This is a genomic window from Myxococcales bacterium (genome assembly GCA_016712525.1).
Lineage (GTDB): Bacteria > Myxococcota_A > Polyangia > Polyangiales > Polyangiaceae > JAAFHV01.
This window is the reverse complement of sequence record JADJQX010000006.1, coordinates 467,335-487,899: the sequence shown is the minus strand read 5'-3', so window position 1 is coordinate 487,899 and position 20,565 is coordinate 467,335. Positions and strand designations below refer to the sequence as shown.

At 69.2% G+C, this 20,565-nt stretch carries 14 protein-coding genes; 5 read left to right on the top strand and 9 right to left on the bottom strand.

What is annotated here, in order from left to right; genetic code table 11:
• Window positions 1-19: 19 nt before the first annotated feature.
• Together IPK71_13955 and IPK71_13950 are read right to left on the bottom strand one after the other, a co-directional pair.
• Window positions 20-3,424 (bottom strand): BamA/TamA family outer membrane protein, encoded by a 3,405-nt coding sequence (locus IPK71_13955; GenBank protein MBK8214839.1) that lies wholly within the window; start codon window positions 3,422-3,424, stop codon window positions 20-22.
• Window positions 3,425-3,493: 69 nt separating this feature from the next.
• Window positions 3,494-8,056, bottom strand: coding sequence for a translocation/assembly module TamB domain-containing protein (locus IPK71_13950; GenBank protein MBK8214838.1), 4,563 nt, complete (start codon window positions 8,054-8,056; stop codon window positions 3,494-3,496).
• 58 nt (window positions 8,057-8,114) lie between these two features.
• On the opposite strand from IPK71_13950, the gene IPK71_13945 reads away from it, so the two are divergent.
• Window positions 8,115-8,816: an RNA methyltransferase gene (locus IPK71_13945; protein MBK8214837.1), complete on the top strand. Its 702-nt coding sequence runs from the start codon at window positions 8,115-8,117 to the stop codon at window positions 8,814-8,816.
• Window positions 8,817-8,869: 53 nt separating this feature from the next.
• A complete protein-coding gene (locus IPK71_13940; GenBank protein MBK8214836.1) occupies window positions 8,870-9,088 on the top strand; it encodes a CDGSH iron-sulfur domain-containing protein in 219 nt (72 codons plus the stop codon).
• A 7-nt stretch (window positions 9,089-9,095) separates the two neighbouring features.
• Here IPK71_13940 and IPK71_13935 read toward each other — a convergent pair whose 3' ends face one another.
• Window positions 9,096-11,000, bottom strand: a complete 1,905-nt coding sequence (locus tag IPK71_13935) for a glycosyltransferase family 39 protein (protein ID MBK8214835.1) — start codon at window positions 10,998-11,000, stop codon at window positions 9,096-9,098.
• The gene (locus tag IPK71_13930; protein MBK8214834.1) at window positions 10,997-12,220 is read right to left on the bottom strand and encodes a hypothetical protein; all 1,224 of its coding nucleotides are present in this window, start codon (window positions 12,218-12,220) and stop codon (window positions 10,997-10,999) included. Before IPK71_13930 ends, IPK71_13935 begins: the two co-directional genes overlap by 4 nt.
• 55 nt (window positions 12,221-12,275) lie before the next feature.
• On the opposite strand from IPK71_13930, the gene IPK71_13925 reads away from it, so the two are divergent.
• Together IPK71_13925 and IPK71_13920 are read left to right on the top strand one after the other, a co-directional pair.
• Window positions 12,276-13,766 carry a hypothetical protein gene (locus IPK71_13925; protein ID MBK8214833.1) on the top strand — a complete coding sequence of 497 codons (1,491 nt, stop codon included), beginning with the start codon at window positions 12,276-12,278 and terminating at the stop codon, window positions 13,764-13,766.
• A gap of 381 nt (window positions 13,767-14,147) precedes the next feature.
• Window positions 14,148-14,546 carry a hypothetical protein gene (locus IPK71_13920; GenBank protein ID MBK8214832.1) on the top strand — a complete coding sequence of 133 codons (399 nt, stop codon included), beginning with the start codon at window positions 14,148-14,150 and terminating at the stop codon, window positions 14,544-14,546.
• Between the two features lie 13 nt (window positions 14,547-14,559).
• Here IPK71_13920 and IPK71_13915 read toward each other — a convergent pair whose 3' ends face one another.
• Window positions 14,560-14,967 carry a hypothetical protein gene (locus IPK71_13915; protein MBK8214831.1) on the bottom strand — a complete coding sequence of 136 codons (408 nt, stop codon included), beginning with the start codon at window positions 14,965-14,967 and terminating at the stop codon, window positions 14,560-14,562.
• 86 nt (window positions 14,968-15,053) lie between these two features.
• Here IPK71_13915 and IPK71_13910 point away from each other — a divergent pair, with 86 nt between their 5' ends.
• Window positions 15,054-16,010: a hypothetical protein gene (locus tag IPK71_13910; protein ID MBK8214830.1), complete on the top strand. Its 957-nt coding sequence runs from the start codon at window positions 15,054-15,056 to the stop codon at window positions 16,008-16,010.
• A 74-nt stretch (window positions 16,011-16,084) separates the two neighbouring features.
• Here IPK71_13910 and IPK71_13905 read toward each other — a convergent pair whose 3' ends face one another.
• The 4 genes from IPK71_13905 to IPK71_13890 all read right to left on the bottom strand — a co-directional run bounded on the left by IPK71_13905 (window position 16,085) and on the right by IPK71_13890 (window position 20,562).
• Window positions 16,085-17,002: a transposase gene (locus tag IPK71_13905; protein ID MBK8214829.1), complete on the bottom strand. Its 918-nt coding sequence runs from the start codon at window positions 17,000-17,002 to the stop codon at window positions 16,085-16,087.
• Between the two features lie 377 nt (window positions 17,003-17,379).
• Complete coding sequence (locus IPK71_13900) at window positions 17,380-18,390, bottom strand: tetratricopeptide repeat protein (GenBank protein MBK8214828.1); 1,011 nt, start codon at window positions 18,388-18,390, stop codon at window positions 17,380-17,382.
• A 47-nt stretch (window positions 18,391-18,437) separates the two neighbouring features.
• On the bottom strand, window positions 18,438-19,934 hold the full coding sequence (locus IPK71_13895) for a serine/threonine protein kinase (GenBank protein ID MBK8214827.1): 1,497 nt from the start codon (window positions 19,932-19,934) through the stop codon (window positions 18,438-18,440).
• Window positions 19,927-20,562 carry a sigma-70 family RNA polymerase sigma factor gene (locus IPK71_13890; protein MBK8214826.1) on the bottom strand — a complete coding sequence of 212 codons (636 nt, stop codon included), beginning with the start codon at window positions 20,560-20,562 and terminating at the stop codon, window positions 19,927-19,929. Before IPK71_13890 ends, IPK71_13895 begins: the two co-directional genes overlap by 8 nt.
• Between the last annotated feature and the right edge of the window lie 3 nt (window positions 20,563-20,565).

Below are 20,565 nucleotides of genomic sequence, written 5' to 3'. Positions count from 1 at the left end.
CGACGAGACCCAGGCGACGTCAGTAGAGGCCGAGCGAGAAGCTGAACGCTCCGACGTCGGGTTCGAAGGCGGACCGGCGCGTGAGGTTGAGACCGAAGTCGACCGCGATGGGCGCGACCGGTGTCTTCAGGCGCAACCCCGTGCCGACGTCGACCCGGATGGGAAACTCGCCCTTTCGAAACGGATACCCGATCTCGCGCCAGAGGTTGCCGAAGTCCCCGAAGAGCACCGTCTCGACGATCCCCGCGACGGGGATTCGCACCTCGAACCGCTGCACGACGGACAGGTCTCCGCCACGGACCGGCGCTTTCGCGAGGGTATAACACTCGTCCCGTTTGTCGTCCGGGGCACACCCCGCGTCTGCCGATTCCGCGAGCTTGTCGAGGTCGTCTTGCGGAATGAAGGACTGCACGTACCACCCGCGCATGTCCTGCCCGCCGAGGAAGAACAGGCGGTCCGTGTAGGTGGACGAGGTGGCGGTGAGCTGCACCGTGGTGCCGAGGTTCGACGACGAGGCGAACCTCGCCTTGAAGGGGAGCTTGACGTAAAAGTTGAATCGATTGAAGAACTTGAGAAAGTGGCTCTCCTGGCCCGCCTGGCTGGCGGCGTCCACGCCGAGGGGGAAGGCGTCGACGTGCTCGAGCGACGACGAGAGCAGGGTACCCTTCGAGGCGTCGAGCGCGTTGTCGCGCCGGTCCCACGCGAACGCGAAGCGCTGCGCGGCGACGAACGTCTCTCCGTTCGGAAGGTTCAAGACGCGGGCCTGCGCGAAGAGCTCGTCTCCCTTCAGCGTGGCGAGGTATGCCCGCAAGTTCGACGCGGCGAGCACTCGGAGGTTGTTGAACTCGAAGCTCTGACCGAAGGTGAGCGTGACCTCGCGGTGGGGGCGAACCGTGATGCTCGGAGTGCCTGCGATCTTGGTGATGTAGTAGTCGCGGCGGAGATCGTGGGTGCCGACCCCGTCGATCCCGAAGGCGACGAGCGGGCCGAGGCCGATCTCCGGGAACTGGAAGCCCAAGGTAGCGCGGCTGCCGATGCGGGCCTCGAGCGGGAGGTTTTCGTAGTTGGCGCGAGCGGTCGAGTCGAGGATGAAGGCCGTCGGGAGGTACGAGAGCTGCACGAGCGCCGTCATTCCGATGGCGCGGCCGAAGAGGTTCTTGTGCCCGTATTCGACCGCAAAACGCGCGCCCTCGCCCGTCGAGGCGCCCGGCGCGAACTCGAGCGAGTGGCGCGGGCGCTCGACCACGGTGATGACCACGTTCTTGTTCTTTTGGGGGACGTTCGGATCCTCGAGGGACACGACGACGCTCGAGAAGACGTTGAGCGTCGCGATGCGCTCTTGGGTCTTGCGGACCTCGTCCGAGCCGTAGGGCTTGCCCACCTCGAGGGCCACGCGATTTTCGATCGTGCGCGTGACCGTGTGCACGTTCCCGCGGATCTTGATCCCCGAGACGATGACCTGCTCTTGCTCGTTCACGCGGTAGCGCACGTGCGCGCGCGACCTGTCCTGCGAGAGGTCGAGGGCGAAGCTCGCCTCGGCGAAGGCGTACCCTTTGCGGTGGTAGAGGTCCACGATGCGGCGGCGGGCCTCGTCGAGCCGGGCGGAGCTCACGGGGCCCTTCATGTCGAGCTCCGCGGCGCGTGCGAGCTCGCGCGTCGTGAAGGCCTTGATGCCCGTGAACGATACGTCGTACATGCGGCTCTGCGGGCCGAGCCGGATGGGCATGCGAAGGACGACGTACGGCGCGCACTCGAGGCCACGCGCCGGGTCCGGCACGCACGAGAGGCGCGGATCTTGGGGCGGGAGCGGGAGCGGGAGACCTTGAGAGTCGACGTTGCAGACGGGCGGAGTGTCGTCGAACGGCACGGGCTCGCACGCGCCGGGCTTCGAGCCCTTCTTGCAGAACGGCCGCATCACGTGGAGCGGGCCCACCTCCGCCGACAGGAACCCTTCCGACCGGTAGAGCTCCTGCACGTGTTTCATGGCCCGCTCGTACGAGTCGGGGAAATACGTGGTGCGCGGGGCGAGGTCCGTCGGCGTGACGCGCGTGCCGTGGCGGTTCGGGGAGAGGAGCCCGTCGAGACCTTGCGGCCTCGGTGAACGGAAGAAGTCCTGCCCCGGGAGCTCTTCGTCGAGGTAGCTGTCGATCTCTTCGCCGAGCCCCTTGGCCGTCTTGGGCGCGTCCTCGGCGTTCTTGAGATCCTCCACGGCGAGGCAGGGGTACTCGCGAGAGACCACGGAGACCCGCTCGTGCTCGACGATCTTGAACACCAAGAAGACGAGCGGGTCCGAGAGCTGGCCCCGGGTCTCCGGCACCACCTCGACGTCGAGATACCCCCGCTTTCGGTAGAACTCGCCGACCTTCTGCACGAGGTGGCCCACCGAGAGGTCGGGGTCGGTGTCGAGCGCGAGGGCGCCCGAGAGCGCCGACGCGTCGTAGTGCTCGTTCCCCTCGAAGCGAGCCTCGAACCGCGGGCCCGTGTCCATCCGCACGCGGAGCACGACTTTGTCGTCGACCGAGACGAGGTCGCTCGACACCTGCGCCCTGTGGAAGCCCGCGGCCCGGAGGCGCGTCTCGAGCTGGGCGTTCGCCGCGGCGATGGCCCCCTCGTCGGCGCGCTCCTTGAGCCTCACCGCGTAGTCGCTCGTGTACTTCTCGAAGTCTTCGGCCTTGCCGCGCGTGAAGAAGAACACCTTGTGGTCGACGAGGCGCGGGTTGCCCGGCTCGACGTCGAGCGTGACGGACACGTGGGAGCGATCGAGCCCCGGCGACGTACGCAGCGCGACGTTGGCCGCGGGGTAGCCGCGACGCGCGAGCAACACCTTGACCTTGGCCTTGAGGCGCGGCACGTCCCTCGCGACGAGCTCTCCGCCTTCGGCCAAATCGGCCTCGCGCGCGACCTCCTCGAACGTGAACGGCGCGCCGTGGAGCTCGACGGCCACCGACTCGACGATCTTGCGGGGCGAGAGGCGGACCATGAGCCGCACGCCGCCCTTCTCGCTCGGGGAGGCCTGGACCACGCCGTCCGCGAAGCGCCCCGTCGAGAGCGCCTCGTCGAGGTACTTGCGCGCCACCACGGGAGAGAGCCGCTCGTCTTTGGGCGGAGGACCGAGCGACGGGGCGACGATGTCGGGCCAGAGCGCGTCGTCGACCACCGACTCGACCACGTCGACCAAGCGCCCGTCGAGCGCGCGGAGGGAGGCATCGGCGCCCTCGAGCGTGGGCGCGAGCGGCGGCGGCGAGACGGGGACGGCCGATGGGATGGGGACCAAGCGCTTCGACGCGTCGGCGAAGAGTGGCCGTGGGCGACCGACGAAGAGGATCACCCCCAGCACGAGCGCGGCGAGCGCGACGAAGGCACCCGCCGGGGCGTTACGCCCCCCGGGCCCTTTCGGGAGCACCCTTCGCCGGCCGAGACCCATCGGCCGGAGGTTAGCGGAAACCGTGGGAAAATTGGGCGAAAGCAGCGGCCCGCGCCGGCTCTCGGCGTGTCACTCGAATTGGAGCCGGAAGCGGAAGTCCAAGCCGATGTTGGGGAACGAGCCCGAGGCCGAGTTGTTCACGTTGTCCGCGTTCGCCTGCACGCTCGTGGTCCTCGACAGGCGCCACTCGACGTTGCCTCGGAGCTGGTCGTCGGTGAAGCTCTTCGTGACCGACGCGCGGACGTCGTCGGAGAGGCGCCGCCCGACCGTGATCTGCGGCTCGGTGCGCCCCGTGCGGGGGGAGTACGCGCTACCGAAGCGGAAGTCGTCGATGACGTTCACGGCTTGTTTTACCGCGCGATCCGCGCCGGTCGCGTTCGCGAAGGCCCCGCCGACCGCGGTGCCGAGATCGCCGAGGCGCGCCTGATCGAACTCGGTTCGAGTGAGGCCGACGGTGAGCAGCAAGAAGATGTCCTCGCGGGAGAGCGCCGGGTCGGCCGTCATGTCGAGGCGGAGGGGCTCGTCGCCTCCGTAGGCGCCGTACACGTGCAGGTTGATACGCCACGACGCGCCGTTGCGGCCCGTGACGCTCTGGGCGTTCAGGGCGCTGCCGCTCGAGAAGCGGCGGTAGTCGGTGGTGGCGACGATGTCGATGTAGGGCACGATCTTCGAGGCGTCGTCGAATTTGATGACGGCCTGTTGGACGTCGAAGTCGTTCGCGAGGAGGTGCACACGCCCGCCCGGGAGCGCGCGCATCTCCCCGCGGAGCCCGAAGCGTTGGTTCGTGCCGGTGACCGCGAGCCCCTGGGGGCCGAGCGAGAGCTGCGTCTCGATGAGGTTGTTGCGGATGCGAAGGGGCGCCTTGGCGCGAATGACCAAGTCGGGGCCGAAGACCACCGAGTCGAGCGTCGGGTCGTAGCCTTTGACCTCGGTGCGCTGGGCACCGCCGCGGAGCGCGTCGTTGACGTCGATCTCCATGGGGCGCGTGTACTCGAGCGACGCCACCAGGATCTCACCGGAGACGTGGGGGAGCTTGGCGCTTCCCGTCCCGGCGGCGAGCGCGTTGTACGTGATGCGGGCGTCGGTGCCGATCGTGGCCGAGATGCCATCCGCAGGCTTCAGCTGGAGCCCGCGCGAGACGACCCGCGCTTCCATGGATCCCAGCAAATTTCCGCGCAGCGGAGCGCGCCCGGTCACCTCGACCTCGCCCCCCGCGAAGCCGGCCTTCGCGCGTGTCACGCGGATCTCTTCGTCGTCGGCGACGATGTCGACGTTCACGTCCGAGATGACGCTGGGGAGCCCTTGGATGGCGAGCTCGCCGCCGCGCACCTTCACCTCGCCCTCGACGTCGGGTTGGAGGGCGCGGCCCGTCACCCGCACCGCGCCCGAGAGCTTGCCCGAGGCGCGCGTGAGCTTCGGGACGACCCCGGTGAAGATGCCCAGGTCGACCGGGAGGAGCTCGGCGCGCAGATCGAGCTTCGGATCTTTGCTCGAGACACGCGACAGATCGCCCGTGAGCATGAACGCGCCCTTGAGCCCGTTGCCCGAGGCCAGCTCGAAGCCGAGCGGCGGCAGGGAGATGGCGTCGTCGGCGTAGACGATCTGGACCGGCGCCGGCTGCCACACGATCCGCTGCTTGTCCCGGAAGAAGGAGAGCGACTTCGGCGCGAAGGTGACGCGCGCGTTCGCGAGATCCTCGAACCGAAGCTTGTCGATCGTCATGTCGGCCGAGAGCTCGCCGCCGGTCGTCTCGAGCGGGTCGAGCACGTCGGTCTCGTCGCTCGCCTTCGGGGAGTACGACGCCATCCCGAGCACGAGGCCGAGGTCGACCTTGCGGAAGAGCACCTTGCCGGAAAAGTTCTGCGATTTCTCTCGTGAGATCGTGAGGTTATCGAGCTTGATCTGGTGATCGAAGAGCTCCCCGTCGAAGACGAAATCGCCCGCGGACGAGGTGTCGGCGAGGTAGGCCTGCGGGTCGAACGGGGGCCCGATCGGGGCGCCGCACTTGGTGTGGCCGCGCACCTCGGTCGGCTTGGGCTGGGCAGGGACCATCTCGAAGTGCACGTGCGACTGCCCGAGCTTCTTTCCACGAAAACGAATGGGGGTGATCTCGGCGTCGGCCGTGACGGAGATGGCGTTCGTCCTCCCGCCGAGGCGCGCCACGACCGAGGCGGCGCCGTCGACCCCGGGCAGCACGGCGGACAGACCGTCGACTCGAGAGAGCGGGAGGCCGTCGAGGGTGAGGCTCCCTCGGAGCTCGCCGCCGCGGAGGAGCTGCATCGAGCCGATGGCGGAGCCCACGGGCCCCTTGCCCTCGCGGTGCACCTTGTGGAGCGTCATGGCGCGCACGAAGAGCTCGGCCCCGTCGATGCCGGCCTTCGGGTCGTACCAGCGGTATTCGAAGTCGGCGTGACCGTCCTCGAACTTCTCGCCGAAGAGGAGCACGTCCCTCACGTTCGCCTTGGCGACGACCGAGATGAAGCCGCCGCCGCACTGGTCCTCGGGCCCGCCGAGGGCGACGTGGACCTGCGTGGTGGCCGCGATCTTTCCGTCGATCGGGGCGAAGCGTGGGTCTTGGGCGAGGTTGAAGATCGAGAGGAGCCCGTGGTCGGTGGGTTTGTCGCGGGTGCGGTCGGGCTCTTTGAGGCGCATGTCCTCGGTCGTGATCGTGGCGTCCATCCGCATGGACGCCGGGCCGCCGAAGTCGAGCCTGCCGGTGGGCATGAGGAAGTGGCTCTTGCCCTTCGAGCCGCGGACGTCGGTGAGGTCGAGCGCCATGCCGCGCAGCTCGACGTGGCCGCCTTCGATGTCCCCGAGCTTGAGATCGGCGAGCTCGAAGCCCGTGATCTTCTTCACGTCGCCGTCGATCTTCGGATCTCCCTGGGAGCCGAAGACGTCGACCTTCACCTCGGCGAAGCCCTTCATGACGATGTTGCCGATGGGGGAGATCTCTTCGAGGTCGACGCGCGCGTTGGGCACGTCCACCCGGAGCCCGCCGGCGTAGCCGATGAAGACGAGGTTGCCGTCGACCACGCTGCTCGGCGTGACGAGGCGCGGGCTCACGAAGCTCACCCCGTCGGGGCGCACGGCGAGGTGGCTCTTGATCTGGGCTTCTTTGAGCCCGACGGCGCGGACGCGCTTCGGGTTGTCGACCGCCGAGTCGAAGGCCTCGAACACCCCGGTGCGCGCGACGAAATCGCCGTCGAGCTTGAGCGGCGCGAAGGAGCCGCCGAAGTGGGGCACGTTCGCCTCGAGGATGTCCCACCTTACGTGGGCGTGCTGCGACACGCCGAGCTCCGCCATGAGGCGCACGAAGTCGACGTTGCGTACGTCGACCGAGGCCGAGAGGGCGTCGGCGCTGGCGGGCTCGAGGGGGCGCACCTTCACGTTCGTCAAGGCGACCTCGCCGCCGGCGATCTTGACGAGCATCTTCTTGCTCTCGACCACCTGCGACCCGGAGCGCTTCGGGTCCGGGTCTTTGTGGAGCACGAGATCACCCTTGATTTGCTGGGCGATCGTGAAGTGGTCGATGCGCACGCCCTCGGCGAGGATGGTTCCGTCGAAGTCGGGGAGCTCGTCGGCCGAGGAGAACTTGAGCTCGCCCTCGAGCCTCACCCAGCCGTCGGTGTCGGGCGCGCCGGGGGCGCGGGAGGCGAGGGCGATGGGGGCCCGCACGAGCACGCGGCCATCGACGCGGGGGAACGTCTTGCCGGGCTCGGGGAGGAGGATCGTCGTCTGGTGGATCGCGACCTCGACCTTTCGTTTGTCGTCGTTCGGGAGGTTGCAGCCCGTGAACGTGTCGCCCTCGGGATCGAGATCGGCGCCGCCCTGGGTCGAGAAGCGGCGCACCAGGATTTTGTCGTTCTCGATGCGCACCCGGGCGTCGAGGTCGCAGAGCATGTCGTCCTCGGCGTCGATCTCCTCGGGCTTCTTCGGGTCGACGCCGCGGCGCCAGCGCGACTTGATCACGGCGGCGCGGACGGCGATCTCGAGCTCGGAGGCCGACACCGCGTCGGGCTCTTCGGCGGCCACGTCGGCGTCGACCTCCTGCAGGGTGAGGTGGAGCACGTCGTCGACCACGAGGTCCACGTCGGCGTCGCTCACGCTGATGACGTTGAAGGGCGCGCGGAAGGGCTTCTTCTCTTTCGACTCGGGGATCTCGACGGCGAGGTTCGCGAGCTTCCCGTCCCGGAGCACGACGCGCGCCTTCGGAGACTCGACCTCGATCTGGTCGATGTCGAGCTTGCCGGCCATGAGGGCGAAGAGCCGCGGCTTCGCGACGGCGCGCTTCGCCTCGAGGAACGGGCCCTTGCCGTCGCTCGACTCGACGCGCACGTTCGTGAGCTCGATCGCGAGCGGCACGAACGAGATGCCCACGTCGTACCGGGCGACGATGCCTTGGCTCTTCGCGAGCTTCGCCGTCTCGCGGGAGATGAGCCCGCGCACGTACGCGGACTTGGCGAGCGCCGCGAGCCCCACGGGCACCACCCCTACGAGCGCCAGGATCACGCAGAAAAACCGCGCGATCGCCCTGCCCCACGGAATGGACCGCTTCTTCCGCCGAGGCGGCAAAATCGAGGCGAACGAGGGGCGCATGGACGGGCGGCGGGCCGCCCCCCGAAACGTAGCCAAGCTCGGCCCTTTTTCCCACAAATAGCCGAGGCTTTTGGGCTAGGTTCCGCGCACCTCGATGCGGCGAAAGAGCGAAGGGGTGCGGAACGCCGACGAGCTCGTCCCGGAGCTCGTGCGCCGCGTCGAGCGCCACGACCCGGTGAAGGTCATCGAGACCCTCGAGCCCTTCGTGCGCCAAGAGCGGCGGGACCGCATCCTGTCGGTGCTGAACGCCCGGCTCGCGAGCGTGGCCGTCGTGTTCGACTCGCCCTACGATCCGCACAACGGCGCGGCCGTGCTCCGCTCGTGCGAGGCGTTCGGGGTGCAGTACCTCCACGTCATCGAGCGCGATCGCCCGTTCTTGGCCGCCACGAGCGTGGCCCGGGGCTCCGAGAAGTGGGTCGACATCGTCCGTCACCCCACCGTCTCGGATACCGTTTCTCGTTTGAAATCCGATGGTTACACCCTCGTAGGCACCCACCCCGAGGGGGAGCTCGAGCCGGACGCGCTGACCGACATCCCGCGCGTGGCGGTGGTGCTCGGGAGCGAGCGCGAGGGCATCGCCGAGGAGCTGTCGGCGGCGTGCACGCACAGGGTCCGCGTGCCGATGCGGGGCTTCGTCGAGAGCTTGAACGTGAGCGTCACGGCGGCGATCTTGCTCGCGTTCGCCATCCGAGGGAGGCCCGGGGATCTTCCGCCCGACGAGGTGCGGAGGCTTTACGCGCGTGGGCTCTACTTCTCGGTCGACCGCGCCCGCGAGCTCTTCGGCGACCCCGTGTGACGGGGGCGCGCCGCGTTTTCGCCTCTTTCGGCGGGGTTTGCCATAGTTCGGCGATGGCCGATCCGAGCGTCATCAAGTTCTTCGAAAACGGGCCCATCTGCGTGCGCGAGCCGTGCAAGCTCGTCGACCAAAAGACGGGGCGCGAGATCGTGCCGAAGCGCTTCCCGGTGTACTTGTGCCGGTGCGGCGCGAGCCAACGAAAGCCGTTCTGCGACGGCGCCCACAACGCGCGCGGGTTCGACGGCACCTGCCACCCGACCGCCGACGAGTGAGCGCAGCTCAGGGGGCGAGCGGGTGGGCGTCGGGCGGGAGCCTGCGGGCGTGGAGGCTGATGACGGGGACGCCGTCGTGGGTGAGCACGTAGGCGGGTGCCACGTGGCCGTACTCGCTCCAGATGTTGTAGTCGACCTCGGCCATGTGAAGCTCGTGGTGGACGATGGCGAAGTCGGCCTCGCCGGGGGAGCCGACGCCGCGGATGTCGGGGCGGATGCGCTTCTCGTCGACGAGGCGAATCCATGCGTCCCACGCGGTGTCGTGCAAATAGAGCGACGAGCCCTCGGGCGCGTGCGCGCGGAGCCACGGGTCGAGGCTCTGGGTCGTGAAGCCCCAGAACTGCCGATTGAGGCCCAGATCGGCCGCGCCCGGCGCTCCCCCGACGACCGGCACGTACGACGTGAGCCCGAAGGGATGCGAGTGCTGCGTGTAGACGATGGGGCCGACGAGGCACGCTGCGGCGAGGGCCCACGGCAGCGCATTTCGCTTCATCGTGTCGAGCTTGCCGGAGAGCGCCTCTTCGGCCTTCTTGCAGACGAGATCGAAGCCTCGCCCCGCGAAGATCATGAGGAACGGGTAGGCCGTAATCCAGTGTTTGGTGCCGCCGAAGACGGGCGTGCGCGGCAGCAAGAACACGGCGAGCGGGACGGCGGCCGAGAGCAGGAAGAGCACCGTCGTCTCGGCTTTGTCGTCGTGCACGGGCACGGACGAGGCGCGGGGCGAAGCGAACGCGGGCGCCTTTTTTCCTAGCGATTCGGCCGCGACACCGACGAAGCGGCGGAGGTCGGCGAGGCCGCGCTCGACGACACCGATGCCCGAGAGGAGCAGCGTGACCGTGGGCACGGTGGCGAGGATCATGAGCGGCATGTACCCCTTGGGCGAAGGCGGCCCGAAGTAGTTTTTGCCGAGAAATTCCATGTTGTAGTACTCGTGGTTCATATGGAACGCGAAGTACTCCTGCCAGCGCGGCAGGGTGTCGTTCCACATCCACGGCCACAGCGCGACGAACACCAGAGGCCCGAGCGTGGCCATGGCGACGAGCGACGCGGGGAAGGCGATTTTGCCGGCCTTGAGGTCCTTCGAGACCTCGTCGCGCGCCATGACGAAGGCGTGCGGCAAGAAGACGCCGGGCAACATCCAGGCGTTGTGCTTCGTCTCGAGGGTGAGGCCGTACATGATGCCCGCGAAGATCGCCCAGCCGAGGCCGCCGTCCTTCGCGGAGCGCCAGTACACGTAGATGCAGGCCGTCCACATGGCCATGATGGGCACGTCGAAGCAGGCGATGTGCGCGTGGTAGAAGACGTTCGGCATGAGGCCGAGGAGCGCCGCGCCGATGGCCCCCGCGCGACGCGAGTAGGCCTGCGCGCCGAAGAGGTACGTCACGTAGATCGCGAGGCCCATCATGAGCATCGCGGGCAAGCGGAAGGCCGTGCTCGCGTCGGCGACGAGCTTCCACTTCTCGTGGAGGTACATGTACGAGAGCCCGAAGAGGCTCTTCATGAGCGACGGGTGCTCGTGGTTCGCGGACCAGAGCGAGTCGATGAAGGGGCGCTTCAGGGCGTCGCCGGGGCGCTCGAAGAGGACGCGGAACCACTGGGCGTAGCGGCTCGACGCGTTGAAATAGAAGCCCTCGTCGCGGCAAAAGCCGAGGGTGCGCGCCGTGGCCAAGAGCCACCCGACGTAGACCGCCGCGATGCCGAGCCCGATCGCGTGATCTTTGCCCTCGAGATCGCCGGGGCGACGGGGGCGGGAGGTCTCCTTCGCGCCGTCTTTCGCGCTCTCCTTCGCGCTGTCTTTGCCGCGCTTCGCGCCGTCTTTCGCGCCGTCTTTCGCGCTCGTGCGCGCTTCGGCTTCGGCTTCGGCCTCGGGCGAGCTCGTGCGGTCGTTCGTGGCCACGGGGTCGTCTTTCATCGGGTGTCGGCCTCGAAGCAGTAGTGGCGGCGGTTCGCGTTGCCCGCAGTGATGTCGGCGACGAGGTCGGTCGTGCGGCCCGAGAGCTCTTGGGTGTCGAGCTCGAAGCCCGTCCACCCCATGCCGTCCTTGTGCTCGGCGCGGCCCAAGAGGCCTCGCTCGGTGCGGAACGTGATGGACACGGGCGCGCCCGTTTTGTCGCGTTCGGCCTCGTTTTGGAGGCCGTGGTGGCCGTGGAGCGCGCGGCCGAACCGGACGTTCTTGAACTTCACGCGGAGCACCACGTTCGGCCCGAACGGAGGCGCGAAGAGGCACGCCTTCGGATCGTGATCGAGCGCGTGGATGATGCTCGCGCCGACGAAGCTGCCCCCCTCGCACTGGAAACGATCGCCCGGCACCGCCGGACCTGCGCCGAGCCCTCCGGCTTGCGGTCGACCACGGACGAACGAGCACGGGGACTCTTTGGCCCCGTCGACGCGGAACACGGCCATTTTCTCGGGGGATACGAAGAGGCGGAGGTCGTCGAGGAGCTTCACCGGCGCGGGGTTCTCGTACGTGCCCACGACGAGCTTGCCCACCCGCTCTTCGTTCGTGAGCTTCCAGCCGGCGAGCTCGGGGCGGTGTTTGCCTCGCGCCGAGACCTCGATGGCGCGCGGGAAGCGGCTCTCGTCGGGGCGCGCGGTGCGCTCGAGGGAGGCGAGCTCGTCGCCGAAGATGGCGCGGCCGATCGGGTCCTCCCACTTGGGGGCGAAGAGGAGCAAATCTTCGGATTTGATGGTCTTTTTGACGACCTCGCGCGCGGCGACCCAGTCGCTCTCGGGGACGACGTCGGTCGTCTGGCGGACATGGGCGACGAGCTCGAGGAGCGCGACGGCGGGCACCACCGCGAAGGCCCAGCGTTGCCACGCGGGCCGTGTCGTCGGCGAGGGCGAGGGCGAGGCGACCGGTTCGCCTTTTTCACTCGGCGCTTCGCGCGCCGCAGCGTCGTCGCCCTCGGAGGGAGCCGGAGCGTCGTCGGGGGTGCTCTCGGGCTCGCGAGACACGCTCGCGTCGACGGACTCGGCGGAGCCTACTTTCCCGGGGATGTCGGCTTCGGCGCGTGGCTCGGCCTCGGGCTCGGGTTTCTCGGGCTCGGGAGAGGGGGGGGCTTCGGCGCCGCTCGCTTCGGGCTCGGGGGGCGAGGCCTCTCGGGCGTCGCGGCCTGTCGCTTCGTCCTTCAAAGTGGGCGAAGCTTACACGGATCCGCGCGGGATTCGTGTAGGTTACGCGCCGCGCATGCGTCTCCCCTTCCGGATCCGGCCCCAGACGATCCCGTACCTCGCGCTCGCCGTGCTGGCGACGGTGCCGGCGTGGATCGTGAAACACCCGCCGCTCCAAGACGCGCCGTTTCACTTGGCGACGCTGCGGGTCATCCACGACTTCGGCGATCCGAGCCTGCACCTCGCCGACTTCTACAAGACGAACCTGGGCGGCACGCAGTACGTGTTCACGTACGTGCTCGGGTCGGCGCTCGCGTACCTCATCGGCGTCCCGTACGCACACGCGGCGATTTCGTGCATCTACTTGGGAGGCACGCCCCTCGCGCTGCGCGCCCTCTTGAAGGCCCTCGGGAAGGACGAGAGGCTCTGCCTCTTCGTGGTGCCCATGCTCGTGAACTCGATGTTCACGCTGGGCTTCTTGCCCTACCTCCTGGGCATTCCGTTCATGTTCTGGGGGCTCGCGGTGGGCCTCCGCGACATCGAGCGACCGCGCATCGCCACGGGCGCGCTGCTCGGGCTCTTGTCGTTCGTGCTCTTTTACACGCACGTCTTCCCGTTCGCGCTCTTCGGCATCGGGTACGCGGCGCTCTTTCCGTGGTCGAGGCCGCGGGCGTGGCTCCGCGCGGCGCTGCCGGTGGTGCCCTCGGTGGTCGGCGCCGCGTGGTGGACGCTCTTCGCGAGCGCGGGAAAATCGTCGGCCGGGGGGCTCTCCACGCTCTTCTTGAAGAACCCCGATTTCGCGTCGACGTTCGGCGAGATCCCGGGGTGGACCTTCAACGTGTTCCGCGACAACTCGGACGAGGGAGTGGCGCTCTTGCTCGCGCTCGTGGCGGTGCTCGGCTTCGCGCTCTCGCAGGGCGACCCCGATCCCTCACGGAAGCCGAGCCGCGCGTACGTGGTGCTGCCGCTCGCGTGCGGGTTCTTCTACTTCTTCTTGGGTGACCAGCTCGGCGACGTGTGGCTCGTGGCGAAGCGCTTCGCGGTGCCGGGCATGATGGCCGCGATCCCGCTCCTCAGGATGCCTCGGGGTGCGCGGGGCGCGCTCGTGACCGTGGGGCTCGTGAGCATTTGCATCCACTCGACGCTCAACACGGCGACCAAGTTCATTCGCTACGAGCAGAGAGAGGTGGGCGAGATCGACGAGGCGCTCGCCACGATGGAGCCCGGCAAGAGGGTCGCGGGGCTCATCTTCGATCGTGGGTCGCTCATCACGAACAACAGCCCGTTTTTGCACTACGTCTCGTACTACCAGGCGAAGGGCGGGGGGTTCGTGCAGTTCTCGTACGCGCACTTCAAGCACTGGCCCTTCTCGTACAAGGACGGGTTCATGCCGCCGCCTGGCAGGCCGCCGATGCCGCGGTGGGAGTGGATCCCGGAGTCGGTCCAGGGGGAGCTCTTTCCGTTTTACGACTACGTGCTCGTGCGCGGGTCGGGGTACCGGCCGGAGCGGGGGCAGTTTCATTTGAAGTTCCGGGGTGACCACTGGTCGGTGTACGAGCGGGATTGAGTGGCGTGGGCCTGTCGGCCCTGTGCGGCTGTGGAAAACCGACCGACGTTCGCGCCTGGAAAACCGACCGACGTTCGCGCCAAGTCCTCGTAACTGCGACGCAGGACCCACCGACGTTCGCGCCAAGTCCTCGTAACTCTTTGATTTCGGCGTCGCGGCGTGACCGCCTCACGTGAGGCCGGTCTCCCTCGGATCGTGCCCGCACGGCAGCCCCTGTCACAACGGCAAGCGCCCCCAAAACCCCGAAGAACCTCGAGGACTTCCGCCACGGTCGGCGCCCCTCGGAGACCGCGGAACGCGCGGCACGGTGCCTGCATCCCAACCCGTGCGCCGTCGATATGCGGCGCGCGCTCATCCTCGGGGGGTGAGGCAGGTCCCCGAATGCATCACGACGAACCGAGCGGCTCGCGGCCGTTCCCAGGCGCGACGGGCGCCTCGACCCGACGCCACGCGCCCTCCCAAGCGAGCCCGACCCCGGCCCGGCCGCTTCCGGATCTCTCGAGCGGGGAGGCGCCGTACGACGAGACCCTGCTCGGCATGGGTGCGCTAAGGCCCTCGATACCGCGCGAAGCTCCGTCGACCGAGACGCTCGAGCCCGACTTCGACGACGGACCGACCTCGACCGTGCGGCTCTCGCAGCTCCCTGATCTGTCCCTATCGGACGACGAGGGCGACGTGTCCCTCGGCACGCTCCTCGGCGTCGACCATCCCCGCGCCCTCCCCGACGACGAGACCCTCGAGCTCGCCGTCGCGTGGACGCTTCGCACCGCCGCGCGGTAGCGGGACGGATTCTCTATCGCGCCTCGGGATAGAGCACGTCGGTGAGGATGCGCGTGAGGTCGTCGTAGACTTCGCGGTTCTCTTCCATCGAGCGGAAGTACCCGAGGTGCGCATCCCACACGTAGCGCACCGTGGCCTTCGGCCCGCCGAACTTTTGGTGGACGACCACGAGCGCCGCGATGGGCCGCTGCCACTCGACCCAGATGTCCGCGTTGCGCGGCGGCCTCTCGAGACGAAACTTCGCCGGAGACTCCCGATGAAGCCGCAGCCCCGGCATGCCCTCGGGCCCGCTGAGCATGGCGACGAGCTCCTCGACGAGCGCGAGGCCACGCTCCTCCATGGTGGGCACGCCCGTGCTCGCCGTGGTCTCTCGCACCTTGGCCGCGAGCCCCGCGAGCTTCTTTCGCCCCTCTTCCGTCATGATTCCGAGGTTAGCGCGCGGGGCTGCTACGAGCGAGCGTGCCCTCCGGGGCCCCACCGAGCACGGGCCGTGGTAGCCATGGGAGGATGCGCCGATCTCCTCTCCTCGCGGTGTTTCTCCTCGCGGTCGTCCCTTCGTGCAAATCGTCCTCCACGGAGAAAGCCCCCGCGGAGAGCGCCTCCGCGGCCACCGCGCCCCTCCCGAGCGCGAGCGCGAGCGCCGCGGCCGAGGACCCCACCGTGGCCGCCAAGGCCCTCCTCGAGGCGTGGACCCAAGCGCAGACCTCGGGCGACCTGGAGCGGTACCTGGCGCTCTACGACGAGGTGCACTTTCGCGGGATCAAGCGGCTCGCGAAAGGTGGAGAGACCACCTACACCTTCGCGACCTGGAAGAAGGACCGAGAGCGCATGGTCAAGGCCAAGCCGACGGTCGTCGCCGACAAGCCCACGTTCACGGTGAAAGGGGGCGACGTGGTCGTCGACTTCGTGCAGCGCTTTCGCCAAGGCGGTTATGCCGATCACGGTAAAAAGCAGCTCGTCCTCACGAAGCTCCCCTCGGGGTGGAAGATCTCCCGCGAGGAGATGCGCACTTCGGCCGACGGCTTCGACGACCCGAAGCACAAGGTGAACGAGGTCGATTTCTCGAAGCGCCCGGGGCCTCTCTCGGTCTCGCTGAAGTGGCGAGTCGCGCCGGCGCCGCAGGGCGCACCGGAAGACTTCAAGCTGCACACGCTCGTGCTCGTGATCGCGGATGCGTCGAAGAAGACGACCGAGCACAAGCTCCTCGAAGAGACGAGCGATCGCCCCGTCGACGCCGCCGCGGTCGCCCCCTCGAAAGAGAAGGGCGTGCTCTTCGCCGAGTCGTTCTGGTGGGCCGGCGGCGGAGACAAGTTCCGTATCGTGGTGGACGCGGAGCACCTCGTCGTCAAACACCAAGTCGAGGACGAGGGAGGCTCGGACACCGAGGGCTACGTGGGGCCCTTCGAGGACGAGTGGCGATTTACGCTGCCTTCGGGCGGCGCGCGCGCGGTCGGGGGGACGTGAACGCGGTTTTTCGCCCGACGATTCAGGGCTGGGCCCGCGCACGTTGGCAGCGGGAGATCCGACCGACAGTGGCGCTAAGTGGTTGAAACTACGTTGACGCCGAGGTCTCTAGCCCACCGCCACGTCCCGTTGGGGAAGAAGACATCCCGGACGCCGCTGTGGAACGCCCGAAGCGCTTCCCGGTAGGCTCCCAGAAACGCAGCCCGAACCCTCGCGGCCATCGTCGCCAGCTCCACGTTCCCGCCCGCCGCGAACGACGGGTTCCGCTCCCCTGCCTTCTCGTACGACGTCGCGCGCGTCGTGTGCGGCACCGCGAAAATCCACTCGGCCGATCGCACGACCTTCCCTGCCCTCCGCGCCGTGACACGCGCCTTCTCGACCGCGCTCTCGACAGCCGCGACGATGCGTGCGCGCGCACCTTCGTGCCCCGCGTGCGCCTCGAGCGACGGCGGCACCGTGATGGAGATCTCCGCCGCCTCGGGCCACCGCTTGTTCTCCGCGTCGAAGTACACCTTCGGCCGCGAGACGCGGATGGTGCGCGTGCCGATGTCGGTCGCCGCGAGCGTGACGCCGGGCCAGTCTTCGGGGCGCGCGACGAGCCCCGCCTCCACCGCGTTCGCGAGCGTGTACCCGATCTTCTGCACCACGGCGTCGTCTCCGTAGAGCGCCACCACGCTCGCGCCTTCCCGCGAGAACACCTCTCCGGGCCACGCGAGGAGCTCCTTGATGGCGTTCGCCATCAGTCGGTTTCTTTGCTGTAGGAACGTCGGCAGCTGCCCCCGTGTGTCCGTCAGCACCTCGTGCATATGGTTCGAGAGGATCTGCACCGCGTGGATCTCGATGCCGAACTCGGCGGCCAAGAGCGCAGTGGCGTACCAGTAGACGGCGAAGAGGACGCGCTTCCTATCCGGGTTGAGGAGAAAGTGACGGCGAGTCGTCCGGCGGGTGACGAGGTACGTGGTGCCGGCGACGATGCGACGAGGGTTGGACATCGCCGGCCCTAATTCACACACTGGGCCAACGATACCCCCATGAAATCATTAATGAATCTCAGACGGGCATCTGGCCCGGCCACTTTCTGGCCTGGCCCAGGCCACCTCCCACGTACTTTCCGGGACTTAGCGTCACTGTCGGTCGGCCCGCTACCTATTTCCAGGCACTTGGCGTCACTGTCGGTCGGGTCCCGCGCCGGACTTAGCGTCACTGTCGGTCGGCCCGCTACCTATTTCCAGGCACTTGGCGTCACTGTCGGTCGGATCCCGCCGGGTCGAATCCCGCCGGTCGGGTCGGGTCCCGCGGGTCCCGCGGTCGGGTCCCGCGGGTCCCGCGGTCGGGTCCCGCGGGTCGGGTTCTCCCTCTCCCCCTTCTCCTAGAACACCCCGACTGCCGCCACCGCGGGCACGAACGCCTTGGCCTCCGAGGCTCCCGGTTCCGGAAAGCCCACGAACGACGCTTGGGCCGCGAGGGACAGGTGGGGCACGAGACCGACCTCGACCCCCGCGCCGGCGCGGAGGCCCGCACGTGGTACGTCACGCACGAACACGGGGACGCCGAGCGTCGCGTAGGGGCGCACGCGGCCCGTGGGGAGGAGCGCGCGGAGCCCTGGCTCGAACCCGCTCGTGGCGCCGAGGAGGGGCCCCACCGAGACCTCCGCCACGTCGGCGAGACGCACACCGATACCCAAGTACGCGACCGCGCCTCGGAACGCGCCGTCGACATCGAGACGTGCCATGGCGGTGAGCGCAAAGGGCCGAACGGGCTCGGCGTCGGAGGCTCTCGGGGCGGGAGGCGGCGCGGGCGGCGCTAGGCGTTCGGGGGGCCGAGGGGCGAGGACGGGGACGTCGACGTCGACGTGGGCGGCTTCGGTGACACGCGCGACGAACGCCTGCGTGACGTACTTCGGGGCCGAGACCTCGAGCGGCACGTCGCCCGGATCGACGGCCAGGGGTGCGCCGAACGCGACCTCGGGCACGGCCACACCGGCGAGCCGCACGACCAGCCCCGGCACACGGGCGCGCGCGGGAACGACGAGGCGCACGTTGGCGAGCTTGGGGGCGAGCTCGGCGAGCGCCGCCTTGCAGACCTCGATGCGATCGTCGCGACGATCGCGCCGCGCCACCGCGAGGGCCTCGGCGAAGAGCGCGTGGGCCGTCGCCGTCTTGCCTTCGCGTCTCCGACACTCGGCGAGGTTCAGGAGCGTGCCTCCCCCCGGGTCGAGGCGCTGGCTCTCGGCGAGGCGCGGGCAGGCCTCGGCGTACTTCTCTTCCTCCATGAGCGCGCGGCCCTGATCGAAGAGCGCGGCGGCCATGGCTTGGGCCTCGGGCGTGGGGGCCTCTTGGGCGTGCGCGACCCGCGCGAGGCCGAGGGACACGAGCGCCACGCCTGCGACCCCACGGGATGCGACTCGGGCCGAACGACGCACGACGCTCATTTACGCTCGGAGAACGAGGGCGCGGCGAGCGTCGCGGTGGGCGCGGGCTTTGCCGAGGGCGCGGGGACGGGCGCCAGCGGAGGGGCCGAGGCGAGAGCGCTGCCCGTCGGGCGTGCGATAGGTGCAGCATGCACGTTCGTGGCCTTCACGGGAGACGCCTGCGAAGGCGCCATCGCGGGCGCGCTCGAAGGCGAGCTCGAGGGTGCTGGGCTCGGGCCTGACTCCACCTTCGGCGCGGCGGTGTCCTTGGGAGCGGGTGGATTCGGCGCGGCCGCGACGGGAGAAGGGCGCGGGGGCTCGTGCGCAGGCGAGGGCCCCGAACTCGCGAAGACGAAGAGACCGGCCGCGAGCCCAATGGCGAGCAACGAAGCAGCCACGAGCGGCCCTTTGGCCGGGCGAGACGGCGCTCCCGTCGCCACGGCCGCCTCGAAGGGTGTCTCGCGCGAGACCACGCGGAAGCTCGTCTCGGCGCCGTCCGTCTCGTCGGTCGGGCCGCGTGCGACGGCAGGCTCCGCTTCGCCCTCGGCTGCACCACGCGCGAGCGGAGCGGAGAGGCGCGCCTCGAGCTCTCGGGCGGAGGGGCGCGCGGCGGGCTCTTTGGCGAGGCACGACGCGACGAGAGCGGCGAAGGCGCGCGGCACCTCGGGCCGAAGCGCGCAGGCGTCGGGAGCGGCGTCGCGGGTGGTCGAGACGATGGCCTCCATGGCCGTCGTGCCCGAGAAGGGGCGCTTGCCCGTCGCGAGCTCGAAGAGCACGACGCCGAGGGAAAACACGTCACTCGCCGGGCCACAAGGCTTGCCGAGGGCCTGCTCGGGCGACATGTACCCGGGGCTGCCGAGCACGTGGCCCTCGACGGTGACCACGTCGGAGCCCGAGCCGGAGCCCTCGGGGACGCTCACCTTGGCGAGGCCAAAATCCAAGATTTTCGGGGTCACCCCGCCCTCGACGATCACGTTCTCGGGCTTGAGATCCCGATGCACGACGCCCGCCTCGTGCGCCGCCGCGAGCGCACCCGCGAGCGCCGCGCCGATCTCCGCGCATCGCGCGACCGGGAGCGGACCTTCGGCGAGCAAGGCGCGGAGCGTAGGCCCCGGGACGAGCTCGAACACGAGGTAGGTGCCCGCGTCGCCGTCGCCCACCTCGAGCACCCGCGCGACGTTCGGGTGCGTGACCGCGGCGGCGGCACGCGCCTCCCTCGCGAAGCGCTTGCGACGCTCGGGGCGATCGACGTGGCGCGCGTCGAGCAGCTTGATGGCCACGTCGCGGCCGAGGCGCTCGTCGCGGGCCTCGTACACGACGCCCATACCGCCGCGCCCGAGCATGCGTCGTACTACGAACCTGTCGAGGACGGCGCCCGGCACGAGCGCTTCGCCCGTCACCCCGCCCGTGTCGGCAAGCTCGCGCAAGAAGACGTCGGAAGGCGACGAGCCGAGCGAGCCCGAGCGCCCGAGGGAGACGGCCAGGTCGGGGGTATTCTCGGTCGAGTCAGCCATCGCTGCCCGAAGGGACGAGCCCGAGCTCGCGGCCACGCTTCTTCAAGCGGTCTTTGAGGAGCTGAAATCGCTTTCGGAGGCGGGCGGCGGCCAGGGTGACGTCCTCCCCCTCGGCGAGCACGTGCGCGATCTCCGGCCACGGGAGCTCACGCTCGATCCGAAGGGCGAGGAGCATCCGCTCGTCGACGTCGAGCTCGTCGCGGAGCTGGTCGAGGGCGCTCCTTCGTTCGTTCCGCATCACGCTCTGGGTGTGCGTGCGCACCTCGGCCACGAGCTGCGAGAGCGGCCCCGCCTCCGAGAGGGGCACGTTCACGCCCCGGGCCTTCTCGCCGCGGGCTTGGCGCGCCGCCGCCCTCCGCGCCAAGAGGTACGCCCAGGTTCGGAACGAGCTCTCCCACCGGAACCCGGGGAGGCCGCGCCACACGTCCTCGGCGAACAGCGAGAACGCGTCGCCCGCGCGGGTCTCGTCGCGCAGGGCGTGCGTGAGGAACCGCAGGAGCTCGGGCCCGAGCCTGCGGATCGCGAGCGTAGCCGCATCGGTGGGCTTGCCCGCCTCGCAGAGCCTCCGCAGCTCGGCGTCGAGCGCCCCGCCCTCCACTCCCTCGTGGGCGTTCGCGACCTCTCGCATGCC

What these genes read in the sequence shown, in the direction of transcription:
- IPK71_13955 (MBK8214839.1), bottom strand. Translation starts at nt 3,424, where the DNA reads ATGGGTCTCGGCCGGCGAAGGGTGCTCCCGAAAGGGCCCGGGGGGCGT.
- IPK71_13945 (MBK8214837.1), top strand. Translation starts at nt 8,115, where the DNA reads ATGCGGCGAAAGAGCGAAGGGGTGCGGAACGCCGACGAGCTCGTCCCG.
- IPK71_13940 (MBK8214836.1), top strand. Translation starts at nt 8,870, where the DNA reads ATGGCCGATCCGAGCGTCATCAAGTTCTTCGAAAACGGGCCCATCTGC.
- IPK71_13935 (MBK8214835.1), bottom strand. Translation starts at nt 11,000, where the DNA reads ATGAAAGACGACCCCGTGGCCACGAACGACCGCACGAGCTCGCCCGAG.
- IPK71_13925 (MBK8214833.1), top strand. Translation starts at nt 12,276, where the DNA reads ATGCGTCTCCCCTTCCGGATCCGGCCCCAGACGATCCCGTACCTCGCG.
- IPK71_13920 (MBK8214832.1), top strand. Translation starts at nt 14,148, where the DNA reads ATGCATCACGACGAACCGAGCGGCTCGCGGCCGTTCCCAGGCGCGACG.
- IPK71_13915 (MBK8214831.1), bottom strand. Translation starts at nt 14,967, where the DNA reads ATGACGGAAGAGGGGCGAAAGAAGCTCGCGGGGCTCGCGGCCAAGGTG.
- IPK71_13910 (MBK8214830.1), top strand. Translation starts at nt 15,054, where the DNA reads ATGCGCCGATCTCCTCTCCTCGCGGTGTTTCTCCTCGCGGTCGTCCCT.
- IPK71_13905 (MBK8214829.1), bottom strand. Translation starts at nt 17,002, where the DNA reads ATGTCCAACCCTCGTCGCATCGTCGCCGGCACCACGTACCTCGTCACC.
- IPK71_13895 (MBK8214827.1), bottom strand. Translation starts at nt 19,934, where the DNA reads ATGGCTGACTCGACCGAGAATACCCCCGACCTGGCCGTCTCCCTCGGG.
- IPK71_13890 (MBK8214826.1), bottom strand. Translation starts at nt 20,562, where the DNA reads ATGCGAGAGGTCGCGAACGCCCACGAGGGAGTGGAGGGCGGGGCGCTC.